This window comes from Campylobacter curvus, from assembly GCF_013372125.1.
Taxonomy (GTDB): Bacteria; Campylobacterota; Campylobacteria; order Campylobacterales; family Campylobacteraceae; genus Campylobacter_A; species Campylobacter_A curvus.
In genome coordinates, this window is sequence record NZ_CP053826.1 from 282,727 (window position 1) to 299,245 (window position 16,519).

Below are 16,519 nucleotides of genomic sequence, written 5' to 3' on the forward strand. Positions count from 1 at the left end.
ATGCTTGGCATTTTAAAAAAAGCCATCGTTTTGTTGATAATCGCTGCCGCCGCTATCTGCGCGTGGTCGGTCTTGACACCAAATCATCTTTTCGTTGGATGAAATTTGCTCCGGTTTTAGCGTTTATGTTTTGTGTAAATTTACTTTGCGCGCAAAATTTCGTGATAAATGACGATAAAATTTTAAGCGATAGAGTGAGCGCGAAGCTGCAAAGCATAGGCGAGGAGCTTTATGAAAAAAGCGGCATCGTTTTAAGCGTCGCAGCCTACGAAGATATCGGCGAAGAAGGGCTTAGCGAGCGAGCTAAAAGGCTAAATTTCAAAGCGCCTTATGCTCTTTTGATACTCGCCGTAAAGCCCAAAAAGATAGAAATTTTCGCCGATGAAGATACGCTAAAGCTCTTTGACAAGGAGCAGGTCTTAAGCCCTCATCCAGAAAGTGGCACGATACTACCGATATTGGTCTCCAAAAACGGCAAAGACGTCTATAACGCAGCCATTTTAAACGGCTATGCCGATATCGCCGAGCAGATCGCGGAAAATTTAGGCATTACTCTCGTAAATGGGCTTGGAAACGCGAACAAAAATACGCTAAATTTCCTAAGAGCGCTGATATATGGCTTTTTAGCAGTCGTTGCCATTTTTATCATCTACAAAAAGCTAAGAGCGAAAAATGGTTGAGAAGCAAAAGAGCTTTTGGCCCTACGGCATCCTCTTAGCCATCGTCCTTTGCGTGGCTGCGTGTGTGGCGACCATCATCATCTCGCTAAATCACCCCGTGCAGTTTGATAGCTTTTACATGGACAGATACCAAAACGTCGATGAAAACATAAACGAGATCAAGGCCGCTCAAGGGCGGTTTGAGGAGAAATTTAGCGTAGGATTTGGCGGTGCTGAATTTAAAAATTTACAAGGTCGTTTTGAGTTTATGATCGCTTCAAAATCAGGCGAGCTCTCAAACCTAAACGCCAAAATTTTACTCACGCGTCCTGAAACGAACGAATTTAACAAGGAGCTTGGCTCAAGCTTTCAAGGGCAAATTTTAAAAACCGATGAAATTTCACTGCCAAAAGAGGGCAGGTGGCAGATCTTGCTGAAGCTAAACGACGGTAACGATACGGGATTTTATAGATTCGACTTTAACGCCACACGCTAAATTTATATCGGTTTGGTTGGTTTTAATAAATTGGCTCTGTTACAATATTTCATTATTTCATTGATTTTTAGCCCTCAAAGTGAAGTCAAACCTTGCTAGCGAACTTATCGCCGCCGATTTTTGCTTCATGCTATGCGTTCGAAACTACAAAGTAGAAGCGAAGCAAGTGCCAATGCTTTATTAAACAGAGCCTAAAATTTTGCTATCATTTCGTAAATTTTAGGCATCGACGCCTTGCTAGAACAAAGTCAAAGAATATCAATGAAAGAAAATACGCTTTTTGTCTTTACCAACTCGCGCAAGATACGCAGTTTCAACGCTGCATTTGAAAACGGGCTCATCGCTAAGAGCATAACTATCGCGGAATTCGAGAAAAAAGCCGTTTTCGTAGCGGACAGGTTTGAGGCGGATGCGGCTTATTTACTTGTGCTGATGCAACGCGCTTGCACTGCCGTCAAAGAGGCGAATTCGGTGCTAAAGATCCCGAACGAATTTTTCGCTTTTTTGAAAAACAACGACTATCTTTTTTCGTTTTTCAAAGAGCTAGCCATCAGCAAAAAGAGCGTCGCAGATATAAAATTTAGCGATATTTACGCTGATTTTGAGGAGCACCTATCTATCCTGCAGGCCGTGCTAAGCGAGTATAAGAGGCTGCTTGAGGCTGAAAATTTATATGATGACATCCTTTTGCCTGAAATTTACAGCCTAAATGAAAGCTATGTGAGAGGATTTGACGAGATCGTCATCGATATAGACGGCTTTTTGAGCGAATTCGAGTGGGAGCTTCTTTTAAAGATTTCAAAGCTTGTTACGCTTAAGATCAGGTTTCAAACGAGTAAATTCAATCAAAAGCTGATAGAAAAGATCTCGCAGATCTCGGGGTTAGCGCCACAAAATTTTAGCTTGTATCAAAAATTCGAGCTAAATTTCAACGACATGTCGCTAACGCAAACCGGCTCGGTAAATCGCCAAAATGTAGTGCAAGTGCGTGAATTTGGGCTTAGAAGCTTGCAGTGCGCTTACGTGATGGCAAAGGTGAGTGAGTTTATCAAAGATGGTTTGAAGCCCGAAAATATCGTGGTTATCTTGCCTGATGAAAGCTTTAGCGAGATACTTAGGCTGCACGATAGCGGTCGGATGTTCAACTACGCGATGGGCGAAAATTTAAAGCGAACGAAATTTTTTCAAATTTTAAGCCGCATCGCGCACACTATAAATGAGGAAATTTCGCCTGATTTTGACTATGAAAATGCGCAAAGCTACGATGAAGAGGGCTTTATCCTCGGCTTGTTGGGAGTGAAAAAGGAGCTTTTTGAGAGATTTAAAGCCATTTACGAGCTGCCTTGCGAATTTGAGATGTTTGAAGGGCTCGTAAATGAAATTTTAGCCTTACAAGATGACAAAAGAGTCGGCAAAAAGGTGCAAAACGAGCTTTTCATACTCGGCAATCTAGCAAGATATTTTAAATTTAGTCTTAGGCAAATTTGCGAGATATTTTTGATGGGGCTATCTCGCCTTAGCCTTGATGATGTGGGCGGCGGAAAGGTCAGTGTGATGGGCGTTTTGGAGAGTCGTGGCATGCGATTTGACGGCGCCATTATCGTTGATTTTAACGACGAGCTGATACCAAAACGTAGCATAAACGAGATGTTTTTAAACTCGCGCGTGAGAGAAAAAGCTGGGCTCATCAGCTACGCACAACGCGAAAATTTGCAGAGATTTTACTACGAGAGCCTCATAAACGGCGCAAAAAAGGTCGCAATAAGCTACGTTTCAAACGATGAGAGCATCGCCTCGAGATTTTTAAAGGAATTTAGCTTCGTTAAAGATGCGAGGTTTAGCGACGAGGCGTATGCGAGCTTGCTTGGCAAACCTGGCGTAGCGCTAAATTTAGAGCCTGAAGAGATTATTTTGGAGCATGATTTTTTCGCGCAGGAGCTATCGTTTTCGACTCTGAATTTATACCTTAGCTGCCCCAGAAAATACTACTACGCTAAAATCCTAGCTATCCCCGAGCCCAAAACTATCGGCACTGCGCCAGCTTCTAGGCTAGGCGAGGCCGTTCATAAGGCGCTTTGCGAGTATTATCAAGGTGAGTTTTTTAGGCGGGCGCAGCGCTTTGACGTGACTGAGTTTAAAAAATGTCTTGGCAAATTCGCCCTCTCATCGCTTGAGTTTGAAATCTTGACTGTAAAATTCGACATTTACGCACAGTATGAAAACGAACGCCTAAAAGAGGGCGTCAGGGTGCTAGAATGCGAGAAAAACGTAAGCGGCGTGGAGTTTGAGGGCATCAAGATAAGGGGCGTGATAGACCGCGTGGACGAGCTTTCGGGACAAAAGATGATAATCGATTATAAAAGCGGCAAATTTGAGGATAAATCGCTTCAGTTGCCGTTTTATCAAGCGCTTTTGGGCGAGCGCTGTGAGGCGTTTTACTACGATCTAGGCGGTGAGATGACGCTAGTGCCCTCAAGATCGTCGCTTGAGGAGCTAAGAGCCGCGATAGAAGGGCTAAAAAACATAAACAAAACGAGGATAAATTTCGCCCCGAGCCCCGGTCAGCAGTGCAGATACTGCGTGTATAAGATCCTTTGTAAAGGCGAGCTATGAAGCGGTATCTAGCCCTAAAAGCCAGCGCAGGAAGTGGCAAAACCTTCGCACTTAGCGTGCGTTTCATCGCGCTTATCTTAAGTGGTGCGAACATCGCCGAGATCGTGGCTCTGACCTTTACGAAAAAAGCCGCCAACGAGATGAAAGAGCGGGTGGTCGGGACTTTTTTAAACCTTGAAAAAAAGCCGAGCGAACTGGCTGCGATATGCGAAATTTTGGGGCTTGGCGAGGATGAAATTTTAGCCCTTAGAGACGAGAGGATGGCTGATTTTTTACAAAGCGATCTTAAAATCGGCACTTTTGATTCGTTTTTTACCGGGATTTTACGCCAATTTAGCCTAAATTTAGGCCTTAGCGCGGACTTTAGCGTAAGCAGTGATCTTGCGAGCCTGCAGCGTCAAAAATTTGTAGAAAAAATAAGCCGCAATCCATCGCTTTTGCGCTCCTTAGCTGAATTCATCGTGGCGGCGGAAAAGAGTCAAAACAGCTTTTTTGAAACGCTCGAGAGGTTTTATGAAAATTTTGACAGCGTGAAAGCCGATAAAGACGCGAAATTTCCAAACGATGAGGCGGTGCGGACGGCACTAGGGAATTTGCTCGATTACGCCGTTTCAAACGGCGGCTCTCAAACGGCTCAGAACGCCTTTTTGCCGGGCTCGCCGGCTCAGATCGCTCAGCGCGGGTTTTTAGAGCATGAAAGCCTAGAATATAGGACATTTTCTAAAATTTACACGCCAAAGCTAGATGAGCTCTTTGGCGAGCTAAAAGAGGCTTTAAGGAGCTATTTTAGGCAGTTTGAGGAGTATAAGCTAAACGAGCTGAATCACTTTTTGACTCTTTATAAAGAGGCCAAGCTCGAGCTTGACAAAGAGCAAAACAGCCTTAGCTTTAGCGATATAAACAAGCTTGCTTACGAGCTTTTGACTAAAAATATCGACAAGCAGATGCTTTATTTCAGGCTTGACGGGCGCATAAATCACCTTTTGATCGACGAATTTCAAGATACGAACGTTACGCAATACGAGATCATCTTGCCTCTCGTGGCCGAAATCGTCTCCGGATACGGCCAAAACGGGCTTGGAAGCTTTTTTTACGTGGGCGATACGAAGCAAAGTATTTATAGGTTTCGCGGCGGCAAAAAGGAGCTTTTTGATAAGCTAAAAGCCCAATTCACGCAGATCGCGAGCGACGGACTCGATACGAACTACCGCAGCCTAAAGGGACTTGTCAAATTCACGAACGCTGTTTTTAAAGATAAAATTTTAAATTTCACCGAGCAAAAGGCGTCTAAAAAAGATGACGAGAGGCTAAATTTCGCCGTTAGCCAAGAGTGCGAGTATTTTGAGAGCGAGGCTGATGATCACGGCTTTTTGAAGGTCGTTAGTAGCGAAGATATCGTAAGTGGCGCGGTCGGTGAGGTAAAAAATTTCATCCGAAACGGTGTAGAGCCAAGCGATATAACCCTGCTTTGCTGGAAAAACGAGGATATAAACAAGCTCGCAAACGCCCTTAGCGAGCAGGGCATAAATAGCGTGAGCGAGGGCAGTCTGGGTCTGCTCGCTAGTCCTTACGCCAGAGCGCTGGTAGAATACGCGAAATTTTGCCTTTTTGGCGATAAAATTTATAAATTCAATACCCAAGCTATAGTCAAAGCAAATGCACCTAGGCTCGAGGTAAGGGCTGAAAACACGGCCTTTGAGAGCTTGCATTATCTAGCTATGAGGCTTGGCGTGGATACCTCAAACAGCGATGTTTTGAGGCTTTTTGAGCTAACGAGCGAGTATGAAAATTTAGCCGATTTCATCTTTAAGCTTGATAGCTTTGAGGGGCTTGCTATGCCAAAAAGTAGCCGGGGTGTGAAGATAATGACCGTGCACAAGTCAAAGGGACTGGAATTTCCCCACGTGATAGTTTGCGATAAAATGGGTGCGGACAGGGCCGATACTTCAAGCTTTTTGGCTGAATACGACGTGAAAAACGGCTGGCAGATCATGCATAAGGTCAAGGGCAAGGAAAATTTCGACGAGGATTTTAGGACACTTAAAAATAGGGCCAAAGAGCTTGAAAAAGAGGAGGATATGAATAAAATTTATGTCGCCTTTACAAGGGCTACTCGCTCGCTAGTCGTCGTGAAAAATGCCGATCCCGGCGGCAGGAACCCGAGCTTTTTTAGCGCTTACGAGAAGAAAACGGGCGAGAGGGTCGAGTATCTTGATCTAAAGGATTTCACCTTTGGTAAAATTTTAGCCGATACGTCAACGCAAGCGCCAAAAGAAAATAGCGAAATTTTGCCTCAAATCGCACAGATCTCAAGACAGGAGACTCAAAGCACAGACAAGGAGGAAGGCACGAATTTAAGGGCGATCTATATCGGTCTGGCCTTTCACTACCTGCTTGAGATGGCGGCGAAATTTGACGAAGTCAGTCTGATCGCAGCTAGAGATTCCATGCAGAATAAATTTCATAAATTTTTATGTGCCGATGATTTGGATGATGTTTTTAAAAGAGGACTGAAGCTCATAAATGACGCTAAATTCAGAGAATTTACGGATGCAAAAAGGATATACAAAGAACAGCCAATTAAATTTGATGGAGCTCTAAAACAAATCGACCTGCTTTGTGTAGGAGAAGGTGAAATTTGCGTGATAGACTACAAAAGCTCGGATAAGAATATCGATGAAAATGTGTTTCAAGTAAGTGAATATAAAAAAGCAATCGCTGAATTTTATCCGAATTCGAGCGTCCGTGCGGTGATTTTTTATGCGCTTAGGGATAAAATTTCATATATTGAAGTTTAAATAATACTTAATTTAAGCTATATATAAGTAATCTTTAAATAAAATCACACTTCAAAAATTAACTTGGCAAAGGTAAGAAAATGACAAAAATAACAAAGCCAAACGAAGTTAAGCGAGAGTGGATCGTGCTTGATGCGTCTGGTAAGCGTTTTGGTAGATTGCTGACCGAAGTTGCGACTATACTTCGCGGCAAAAACAAACCATGCTTTACTCCAAACGTTGATTGCGGCGACTACGTCATCATCATAAACGCTTCAAAGGTAGAATTTACAGGCAATAACAAAGCTGAAGACAAGCTTTATCACAGACATTCAGGATATTTTGGTAGCGTAAAGAGTGAGAAGTTTGGCGATTTGATCGCAAACAAGCCTGAGAAGCTCTTCAAGCTTGCCGTTCGCGGAATGCTTCCAAAAACAAAGCTAGGCAGAGAGATGATAAAAAAACTAAAAGTTTATGCTGGCAGTGAGCATCCTCACACAGCACAAATCGCTAAAAAAGAAGGAAAATAATAATGGCAAAAGTTTATGCAACAGGTAAAAGAAAAACTGCCGTAGCGAAGGTTTGGGTAAAATCAGGAAGCGGGAAAATCGTAGTAAACGGAATGGATCTTAACACTTGGCTCGGCGGGCACGAAGCGATAAAGCTAAAAGTCGTTCAGCCGCTATTAGTTACGAAGCAAGAGAGCTTGGTAGATGTCACTGCTACGACATTGGGTGGCGGGTACTCGGCACAAGCGGAAGCTTTAAGGCATGGGATATCACGCGCTTTAGCAGCCATGGATGCTGATTTTAGAGCGGCTTTGAAACCAAAAGGCTTGCTAACTCGCGATGCACGCGTCGTCGAACGTAAGAAATTCGGTAAGAGAAAAGCAAGACGTAGCCCGCAATTCTCTAAACGCTAATGTGTTTTTCGCAAAATTCCAAGTGCTTTTTGCTTGGGTTTTGCGAGTTGAAATTTTGGAAGTTCGTATTTTAGGTATTAAACTATAATTTACAGATAGTTTATAAAATTTTTGTTACAATAACGATTGTCTTTCATAAAAGAAAATTTATTAAAGAAAGGAATTCTATTATGAAAAAGATTGCTTTAGCTATGGTAGCTGCAACTGCACTTTTTGCATCTAATGCAGCATACAACTACGAAGTTACTCCAACTGTTGGCGGAGTCCACCCAGAAGGTAACCTTGGTATCAACGATCATGTGACTGTCGGTATCAGAGCTGCTAGAAACCTTGAGAATATATTCTTCGATCAATTAGAGCTTGGCGTTGATTATACTCATAAGGCAAAAGAAACAGTAAATGGCGTATCAAGAGAGGGACGTGCACTTAGATATCACGTAAACCTTGTAAAAGATATATTCAACTTTACTGATGCCTTTGGCGTTTATGGCCTTCTTGGCGTTGGATACGAGGATCTTCCAAAACAATTCGTAGATAACGAAGATGGTGGCTTTGGTCAATACGGTCTTGGACTAAGATATCAAGTCACTGATAGATTTGCTCTTAAAGCCGAGGCTAGAGACGCTATCAAATTTGAGCATGCAGACCACAACCTATTCTATTCACTAGGATTTGGCATCGGTCTAGATTCAAAAGCTGCTCCTGCAGTAGCTGCAGCTCCTGCTGCGACTGTTACAGAAGTCGTTATTCTTGACGATGACAATGACGGTGTGCCAAATGATATCGACAAATGCCCTAATACCCCGGCTGGTGTCGTAGTAGACGAGACAGGTTGCGAGAAAGTTATCGTTCTTAGAGACTTAGACGTAAATTTTGCGTTTGACAGCTATAAGGTTGGACCGAGTTATGCTGCCGAGATCAAAAAAGTTGCCGACTTTATGGGAGAACACCCAGAATATAGAGTTGTTCTTGCAGGACATACAGATAGCGTAGGCAAAGAGGCTTACAACCAAAAACTATCTGAGAAAAGAGCTAAGGCTGTTGCTGAAGTCCTTGAAGGATACGGCGTAGAGAAGAAAAAGATATCTACTATCGGATATGGCGAGCTTAGACCTATCGCTACAAACAGCACAAAAGAGGGTCGCGCTCAAAATAGACGTGTCGAAGCTACTTTCAATAAGTAATTCACTACTCACTCAACTAATCACGGGGCTTGGCTTAGGTCAAGCCCTTTTTTATTTGTAAGGTAAATTTTGAAAAAAACGATACTTTTTGACTTGGACGGTACACTCATCGACTCGACTCCTGCTATATTAGATGGCTTTGATACTGCCTTTAAAACCCACGGACAACCTCTGCCGGATCATGAAAAGATAAAATCTCTAGTTGGCTATCCTCTTGATGTGATGTTTGAAGAGCTTGGAGCACCTAAAGATCTTGTCACTGACTATATCAGGGCCTATAAAAAGCGTTACGAGCAAATTTATCTTGATCAAACGACTCTTTTGGGATCCGCAAAAGATGCGTTAAAGCTTGCAAATTCGTTTGCTGATGTAGGCATAGTAACCACAAAAACATCAAAATTTTCAGCTATTTTATTAAAACATTTAGGCGTTATGCAGTATATCGATATAGTAATCGGTAGAGACGATGTCAAGCGTCCAAAACCAGATCCCGAGCCCGTAAATTTAGCCCTCGCACGACTTGGTAAGGACAGCGCGGAGCACCGCCAAAACGCCTTTATGATAGGTGACACGCTGATGGATATGCTCGCGGCAAAGGCGGCTGGTGTCACGGGGCTTGGGCTGCTTTGCGGCTACGGGACGCTCGCAGACTTACAAAAATACACGGATTTGATATTTGAAAATTCTCTCGAGGCGACCGAATACGCTGCTAATTTGTAAGGTCAAATTAACAAATTTATAGGCTTTGTTTTAAAAAGTGTTAATTTTTAAAATTTTAAGTACTCAAGCGTAGCCAAATCTTATTAGCGAGCTTATTGCAGCTTTTCAAGAAGCAATTGCAAGCACGAAGCAAAAATCGTGCTATGTGTTGGGCTACTAGCTCCCACACTCTACTATCAAGGAATTCGCGAATAGCGTTTGAGTAGTGTAAAGAAACGAAAAATTAGGGAAGCCCGCAGGGGCTGAGTAGTTTTTTCTCGGTCGCGCTTAGCTTCCCTTAGAAATGTCCCTTTCGGGTCGCGTTGTTCATTTTTTGCTTCACTTCGTTTGCAACTGCAAAACAAAAAGATTTTCTTGAAACGCTTGTTCTACTCAAATGTTGTTCGCATTCTCCTGTGCTAGGTATCTCCTGGAGTAGGATAAGATTTGCGAAGCATTTGTTTAAGATTTAAGGCCATCAGCACTTTTTAAAACATAGCCATTTTATATCGATTTGCTTGTAATTTTTAGCCGTTTTGCCTTGCAACATGCCAAGGCTTGTTATGGCATAACAGTAAATTTATCCTAAAAAGCAAGAGCAAACATCGAATTTTGTATTAAATTTACCCGCGTGATGTAATACCAAAGCTCCTCCCAAGCAAATTTATCCCTTTGCGGCAATAAATTCAAAGCCAAATTTACCCTTTGCCGGTGGATTTAAATTTCCACAGCGCGGCGCAAAATAAAACCAGTCCGCACGCTCCAAATATCGCTCCCGCGTCACCCACACGCGCTAGCCCAAGGTGCGTCATCACCTGATGTCCTATGAGCGCGCCACCGCCGATGCCGATGTTATAAATCGCCGAATATATCGACATCGCCACGTCCGTCGCCTCGGGGGCTAAATTTAGCACCTTTATCTGCATACTTAGCCCGATACCGGAGATCCCAAGCCCCCAGACAAAGGCTAGCAGTAGCATTTGCGTCTCGTTTTTGACGAGCAAATTTAGCGCCAGCAGCGAAGCCGTGATAAAGAGGATCGAGATTATCAAAAAGCCGTTTGGTATGAGTTTGTAAAATTTGCCAAAAAGCAGGCTCGCCACGATACCCGAAAAGCCAAAAATCAGCAAAAATATCGTGATGAAGCCACCTCCGTTTGCGCCAAGCTGCTTGATAAAGGGCTCGATGTAGCTATACGCCGTAAAATGCGCGCTCACGATGAGCACGGTAAGGGCGTAAAGCGTCATCAAAAGCGGCTTTTTGGCTAGCAGCGGCATGCTTTTGAGCGAGCCCGCGCGCCTGCTTGGCAAAAGGGGCAAAATTTTATAAAGCAGCACCGTCTCCGCCGCCGCAAATGCCGCAAGCAAGCCAAAGGTGACGCGCCAGCCAAAGGTGTCGCCCACGATGCGCCCAAGCGGCAGCCCCAGCACCATCGCAAGCGACGTGCCAAGTGCGAGCAGTCCGATCGCCTGCGAGCCTTTGTTTATCGGCGCGACCCTGACGGCGAGCGATGCGGTGATCGACCAAAATATCGCGTGCGAGGCGGCGATACCGATACGAGCGAGCACCAGCACCCAAAAATCCCACGCCACGGCAGCTAAAACGTGGCAGGCGACGAAGAGCAAAAATACGTTCAAAAGTAGCCTTTTGCGCTCTAATTTCGCGGTCATCAGCATGAAAGGCAGCGACAAGATCGTGACCATCCACGCGTAGATCGTGATGATGAGCCCGGTGTCTGAAACCCTCATGCTAAAATCGCTCGCGATGTCGCTAAGAAGGGCGACGGGGACAAATTCGGTGGTGTTAAAGATAAATGCGGCAAATGCAAGCGCAATGACCCTAAAATAGGCAATACGATGAACGTTTATCATTAAAATTTTTCCTTTTGAAATGTCTAATTTTAGCAAAATTTATGATGGGCGGCGGCGGGAATTTGGGTTGTAAATTTTTGGATTTGGCGTGGTGTTGTAAATTTAAGTGAAGTGTCAAAATTTAAGGTTCTATTTTGATAGAGTATTGTTTTCGTGAATTGTAAAATTTTGCAAATTTATCAAGGGGCGGACGGGTGTTCTACTTGCGAAGCGTCTCCCCCTTCCGCCCCTTAGACCCCACCTTCCCCCACTGCACGCCTAAGGGGTTGCATTCGTGCCTGACGGCACTGCAACGTTAAATTTGGGTATTCAAAATTTAGTTTCAATCGAAGTCAAATCTTATTAGCGAGCTTATCAGCGCCGATTTTTAGAGAGCTGGCAGACGCGACCGAAAATCGTGCTATATGTTTGGCGTCTTGCGAAGCGTTTAGCATATTAAATCTTTGTCAAAACAAAGTCCAAATTTAAATCTAAATTTTCACTTGCCTTTATCAAAATCGCCTGAAAGCAAAATTTTAAATTCACGTCAAAATCCCTAAATTTTGGACTTTGCTAAATTTACAAAACGCTAAATTTTAAAATCACATCGGCGCGTTAAGGTAAATTTTTAGGATTTAATCTTATAATTAAAGATTTTCAAAATAGGGCAAATAATGAGTAAAATAATGAAAACTATGGACGGAAACGAGGCTGCGGCGCACGCAGCTTACGCATTTACGGAGGTCGCAGGCATCTACCCGATCACTCCTAGCTCGCCGATGGCGGACTACACCGATATGTGGGCGGCTCAGGGCAAGAAAAATCTATTTGGTATGCCCGTTAAAGTCGTCGAAATGCAAAGCGAGGGCGGAGCTGCGGGCACGGTGCATGGCTCGCTGCAAGTAGGCGCACTGACCACGACCTACACAGCTTCGCAGGGCTTGCTTTTAAAGATCCCAAATATGTATAAGATCGCGGGGCAGCTGCTGCCTGGCGTCATCCACGTGAGCGCGCGTTCTCTGGCGGCCCAGGCGTTATCGATCTTTGGCGATCATCAAGACATCTACGCCTGTCGGCAAACGGGCTGGGCGATGCTAGCTAGCGGCTCGGTGCAAGAGGTGATGGACATCGCGGGCGTCGCTCACCTTGCCGCGATAAAGGGGCGCGTGCCGTTTTTGCACTTCTTTGACGGCTTTCGCACGAGCCACGAGATACAAAAAGTCGAGGTGATGGATTATTCTCACTTTGATAGGCTTCTTGATAAAGACGCGGTGCAAAAATTTAGAGACGAGTCGCTAAATCCAGAGAGCCCGAAAACTCGCGGTACAGCGCAAAACGATGACATCTACTTTCAAACAAGAGAGCTTAGCAATCGCTTCTACGACGCCGTGCCTGAGATAGTGGCGGAGTATCTGCGCGAAATTTCAGCCATAACCGGACGCGAGTATAAGCCGTTTAACTACTACGGCGATCCTGACGCGACACGCGTTGTGGTGGCGATGGGCTCGGTGACACAGACGCTTGAAGAAGTGGTCGATCATCTATGCGCAAAGGGCGAAAAGGTGGGCGTCATCAAAGTGCATTTGTACCGACCATTTAGCGTGAAATATCTCTTTGACGTGATGCCAAAAAGCGTGCGAAGCATCGCCGTGCTAGACCGCACAAAAGAGCCCGGTAGCCTTGGCGAGCCGCTATATCTTGACATCAAAGCGGCGTTTTACGGACGCGAAAACCAGCCCGTGATCGTGGGCGGCAGATACGGTCTAAGCTCAAAGGACGTTGATCCCGCGCAGATGCTAGCCGTGTTTGAAAATTTAAATTTAGAGCGACCAAAGGACGGCTTTACCGTCGGTATCGTCGATGACGTGACATTTACTTCGCTTCCGGTCGGGGAGAAAATTTCACTGAGCGACGAGAGCGTTAAAGAGTGCCTATTTTACGGACTTGGCGCGGACGGCACGGTCGGAGCGAATAAAAACTCCATCAAAATCATCGGCGACAAGACCCCGCTTTACGTGCAGGCGTATTTTGCCTACGACAGCAAAAAATCAGGCGGCTACACGCGCTCGCACCTACGCTTTGGTAAAAATCCTATCCGCTCGACCTACCTCGTCTCAAACCCGCATTTTGTCGCGTGCTCGGTCGCGGCGTATCTTGACATCTACGATGTGATCGGCGGTATCAGGCAGGGCGGGACGTTTCTTTTAAATTCTATCTGGGACGCGGCTGAAACTGTGGCGAAGCTGCCAAATAAAGTAAAGAAAATTTTAGCCCAGCGAAGCGTAAATTTCTACATCATCAACGCAACTAAGCTCGCCCGCGAAATAGGGCTAAAAAACCGCACGAACACGATCATGCAGTCAGCTTTTTTCAAGCTTGCAGACATCATCCCTTTTGAAGACGCGCAAAAATACATGAAAGAATACGCCCACAAAGCCTACGCCAAAAAGGGCGAAGCGATCGTGGAGATGAACTACAAGGCGATCGATGTGGGCGCAGACGGGCTGGTGAAGGTCGCGATTGACCCTGCGTGGGTAAATTTAAGCGAGGATAACCACAGCGGCGTGAGTGCGTATAGGGGCAATAAATTTATCGAAAATATCGTTAAACCTATCAACGCCGCGCAGGGCGACAGTCTGCCGGTATCGGCGTTTTTGGGTTTTGAGGACGGACACTTTGAAAACGGCTCGACAGCTTACGAGAAGCGCGGTATCGGCGTCATGGTGCCAAAGTGGATCGAGGGCAACTGCATCCAGTGCAACCAGTGCGCCTTCGTCTGCCCGCACGCTGTCATCCGCCCGTTTCTTATTAGTGACGAGGAGCTAAATTCCGCCCCGCAAAGCGTCAAAGATCACGTCCTGGACGCAAAAGGCAAAGAGCTCAAAGGGCTAAAATATAAAATTCAGGTCAGTCCGCTTGATTGCACCGGCTGCGAGCTTTGCGCGCAAAACTGCCCGAGCAAGGAAAAGTCGCTCGTGATGGTGCCTCTTGGCGAGGAGCTTGACAAAAACGAGCAAATCAGCGCTGATTATCTATTTAAAAACGTGAGTTACAAAGACGATCTCATGAGCAAAGAAAGCGTGAAAGGATCGAGCTTCGCGCAGCCGTTGTTTGAGTTTCACGGAGCGTGCCCTGGATGTGGTGAGACGCCATATATCGGGCTCATCACGCGCCTTTTTGGCGAGCGCATGATCGTGGCAAACGCCACAGGATGTAGCTCCATCTACGGCGGTAGCGCACCGAGCACGCCATACACGACGAACAAAGACGGACACGGCGTTGCGTGGGGAAATTCGCTATTTGAGGACAACGCCGAATTTGGCATGGGTATGAATGTGGCTACGGAGACCATCCGCCACCGTATCGAAGACATCATGCTTCGCACCAAGGACGCCGTGCCAAACGCACTCGCCGCGCTTTACACCGACTGGATAAATTTCAAAAACGACGGCGAAAAGAGCGCGCAGATCCGCGATATGCTGGTTAAAATTTTAGAGCAAAATTTGGGCGCTCCTGGCGTGCGCGAAATTTTGAGTCTAAAAAAATATCTCGCTAAAAAATCGCAATGGATCATCGGCGGCGACGGCTGGGCGTATGACATCGGCTTTGGCGGGCTAGATCACGTGCTAGCAAGCGGTGAAAACGTCAATGTACTGGTGCTTGACACCGAGGTGTATTCAAACACGGGCGGTCAAAGCTCCAAGTCAAGCCGCGCTGGCTCGATCGCGCAATTTACTGCCTCTGGCAAACCGATGCAAAAAAAAGATCTTGGCTACATCGCGATGACCTACGGCAACATCTTCGTCACGCAGATAAACTCCAACGCCAGCCAAGCAAACACGATAAAAGCGATCATGGCAGCCGAAGCCTACGAAGGACCAAGCCTAGTCATAGCCTACTCGCCGTGTATCGCGCACGGTATCAAAGGCGGCATGGCGCACTCTGGCGGACAGGGCGAGCTAGCGACGAAGTGCGGCTACTGGCCGACCTACACCTACGACCCGCGCCTCATGAAAGAGGGCAAAAATCCTCTGAAAATGACGTCAAAAGAGCCTGACTGGACGCTTTACGAGGAGTTTTTGCTAAACGAGGTGCGATATAACTCGCTCAAAAAAACCAATCCCGAGCATGCAGACGAGCTACTACGCAAAAACAAAGAGGACGCCAAACGTCGCTACCGCCAGCTAAAACGCCTAAGCTTGGCTGACTTTAGCGATGAGGTGGAGCAAGAAATTTCTGCTGACGCGCAGACGAGCGAGACCGCTACCGACATGGCGGTAGAGGCGTAAATTTAAAATTTAAGCCGCATGGATGCTGGTTTGTGCGGCTTTTGGTTTAAAATTTTATTTATGGTGTTTGTAAATCGCTCGCTCATCACGAACGAAAATCGCGGCTATGCTTTCGCCTGTCTGATTTTGGCTGGTTAGAATTTCGCTCATGACCTGCTACTTGCCTAACGGCAGGTTTAAAAATCAGCTTGACCCTCGTTGCCATGTGAAATTTTACCTCATCGTTTTCTGACTTTATTATTAAATTTGGCTAAAATTCGTTCTAAATTTAAAGGAGCTAAAATGAAAAAGATAGGTCTTATCGGTGGTATGAGCTACGAATCGACGATCGCTTATTACCAGCTCATCAACAAAAAGATAAACGAAAGGCTTGGCGGGCTAAATAGCGGCGAAATTTTGCTAAGTAGCGTGAATTTCGAGCATATCGAAGAGTGCCAAAGGCTTGACAAATGGGACGAGGCGGGCGAAATTTTAGCCGCTCACGCTAGAATTTTACAAAGAGGCGGTGCGGACGCGATATTTATTTGCACGAACACCATGCACAAGGTCTATGACGCGGTGCAAAGCGCTGTGAGCGTGCCCGTAGTGCATATCGCCACTGCGACACTAAAGGAGCTAAAAAGATGCGATATAGATAAAGTGGGACTGCTTGGCACGATCTACACGATGAGCGAGCCTTTTTATAAAGATGAGCTAATGCGTGGCGGTGTAGAGGTCATTACTCCTAACGCGGACGAGATGAAACTCGTAAATGACGTCATCTTTGACGAGCTTTGCCATGGTGAAATTTCACCCGCTTCAAAGCAAAAATTTCTCTCTATCATTGTAAATTTAAAGGCTCGCGGCGCAAAGGGTGTAATACTTGGTTGCACCGAAATAGGGCTTTTGGTAGCGCAAAAGGATACGGACGCGAGACTCTTTGACACCACTTTGATACATATTGGTGAGGCTATTGAGCTAGCTTTATCTTTCTAATTAAAAAATAATTTTTATTTTAGCTCAATTTATTTTGGTTTGTAGTAAAATTTCG

The 16,519-nt window shown here is 45.4% G+C and carries 12 protein-coding genes; 11 read left to right on the forward strand and 1 reads right to left on the reverse strand.

The window, feature by feature from the left end:
• The 9 genes from CCVT_RS09880 (at window position 1) to CCVT_RS01450 (ending at window position 9,371) form a co-directional block, all read left to right on the forward strand.
• Window positions 1–102, forward strand: coding sequence for a hypothetical protein (locus CCVT_RS09880; protein WP_018137494.1), 102 nt, complete (start codon window positions 1–3; stop codon window positions 100–102).
• On the forward strand, window positions 99–680 hold the full coding sequence (locus CCVT_RS01415; protein WP_018137495.1) for a hypothetical protein: 582 nt from the start codon (window positions 99–101) through the stop codon (window positions 678–680). The genes CCVT_RS09880 and CCVT_RS01415 overlap by 4 nt, the downstream gene beginning before the upstream one ends.
• Window positions 673–1,155, forward strand: coding sequence for a 4-hydroxy-3-methylbut-2-en-1-yl diphosphate synthase (locus CCVT_RS01420; RefSeq protein ID WP_018137496.1), 483 nt, complete (start codon window positions 673–675; stop codon window positions 1,153–1,155). Before CCVT_RS01415 ends, CCVT_RS01420 begins: the two co-directional genes overlap by 8 nt.
• Before the next feature lie 261 nt (window positions 1,156–1,416).
• On the forward strand, window positions 1,417–3,768 hold the full coding sequence (locus CCVT_RS01425; RefSeq protein WP_018137497.1) for a PD-(D/E)XK nuclease family protein: 2,352 nt from the start codon (window positions 1,417–1,419) through the stop codon (window positions 3,766–3,768).
• On the forward strand, window positions 3,765–6,566 hold the full coding sequence (locus CCVT_RS01430) for a RecB-like helicase (protein WP_018137498.1): 2,802 nt from the start codon (window positions 3,765–3,767) through the stop codon (window positions 6,564–6,566). The genes CCVT_RS01425 and CCVT_RS01430 overlap by 4 nt, the downstream gene beginning before the upstream one ends.
• An 80-nt stretch (window positions 6,567–6,646) precedes the next feature.
• Complete coding sequence (gene rplM, locus CCVT_RS01435; protein WP_009650679.1) at window positions 6,647–7,075, forward strand: 50S ribosomal protein L13; 429 nt, start codon at window positions 6,647–6,649, stop codon at window positions 7,073–7,075.
• 2 nt (window positions 7,076–7,077) lie between these two features.
• Window positions 7,078–7,467 (forward strand): 30S ribosomal protein S9, encoded by a 390-nt coding sequence (rpsI, locus tag CCVT_RS01440; RefSeq protein WP_009650750.1) that lies wholly within the window; start codon window positions 7,078–7,080, stop codon window positions 7,465–7,467.
• 170 nt (window positions 7,468–7,637) lie between these two features.
• Window positions 7,638–8,651 (forward strand): OmpA family protein, encoded by a 1,014-nt coding sequence (locus CCVT_RS01445; protein ID WP_018137499.1) that lies wholly within the window; start codon window positions 7,638–7,640, stop codon window positions 8,649–8,651.
• A gap of 69 nt (window positions 8,652–8,720) precedes the next feature.
• Window positions 8,721–9,371, forward strand: coding sequence for an HAD family hydrolase (locus tag CCVT_RS01450; RefSeq protein WP_018137500.1), 651 nt, complete (start codon window positions 8,721–8,723; stop codon window positions 9,369–9,371).
• Window positions 9,372–10,048: 677 nt separating this feature from the next.
• Here the strand turns inward: CCVT_RS01450 and CCVT_RS01455 are convergent.
• On the reverse strand, window positions 10,049–11,221 hold the full coding sequence (locus tag CCVT_RS01455; RefSeq protein WP_018137502.1) for a sugar transporter: 1,173 nt from the start codon (window positions 11,219–11,221) through the stop codon (window positions 10,049–10,051).
• A gap of 653 nt (window positions 11,222–11,874) precedes the next feature.
• On the opposite strand from CCVT_RS01455, the gene nifJ reads away from it, so the two are divergent.
• Both nifJ and CCVT_RS01465 read left to right on the forward strand, forming a co-directional pair.
• On the forward strand, window positions 11,875–15,489 hold the full coding sequence (gene nifJ / locus CCVT_RS01460) for a pyruvate:ferredoxin (flavodoxin) oxidoreductase (protein ID WP_018137505.1): 3,615 nt from the start codon (window positions 11,875–11,877) through the stop codon (window positions 15,487–15,489).
• Between the two features lie 282 nt (window positions 15,490–15,771).
• Window positions 15,772–16,464: an aspartate/glutamate racemase family protein gene (locus tag CCVT_RS01465; RefSeq protein ID WP_018137507.1), complete on the forward strand. Its 693-nt coding sequence runs from the start codon at window positions 15,772–15,774 to the stop codon at window positions 16,462–16,464.
• The last annotated feature ends 55 nt before the right edge of the window (window positions 16,465–16,519 follow it).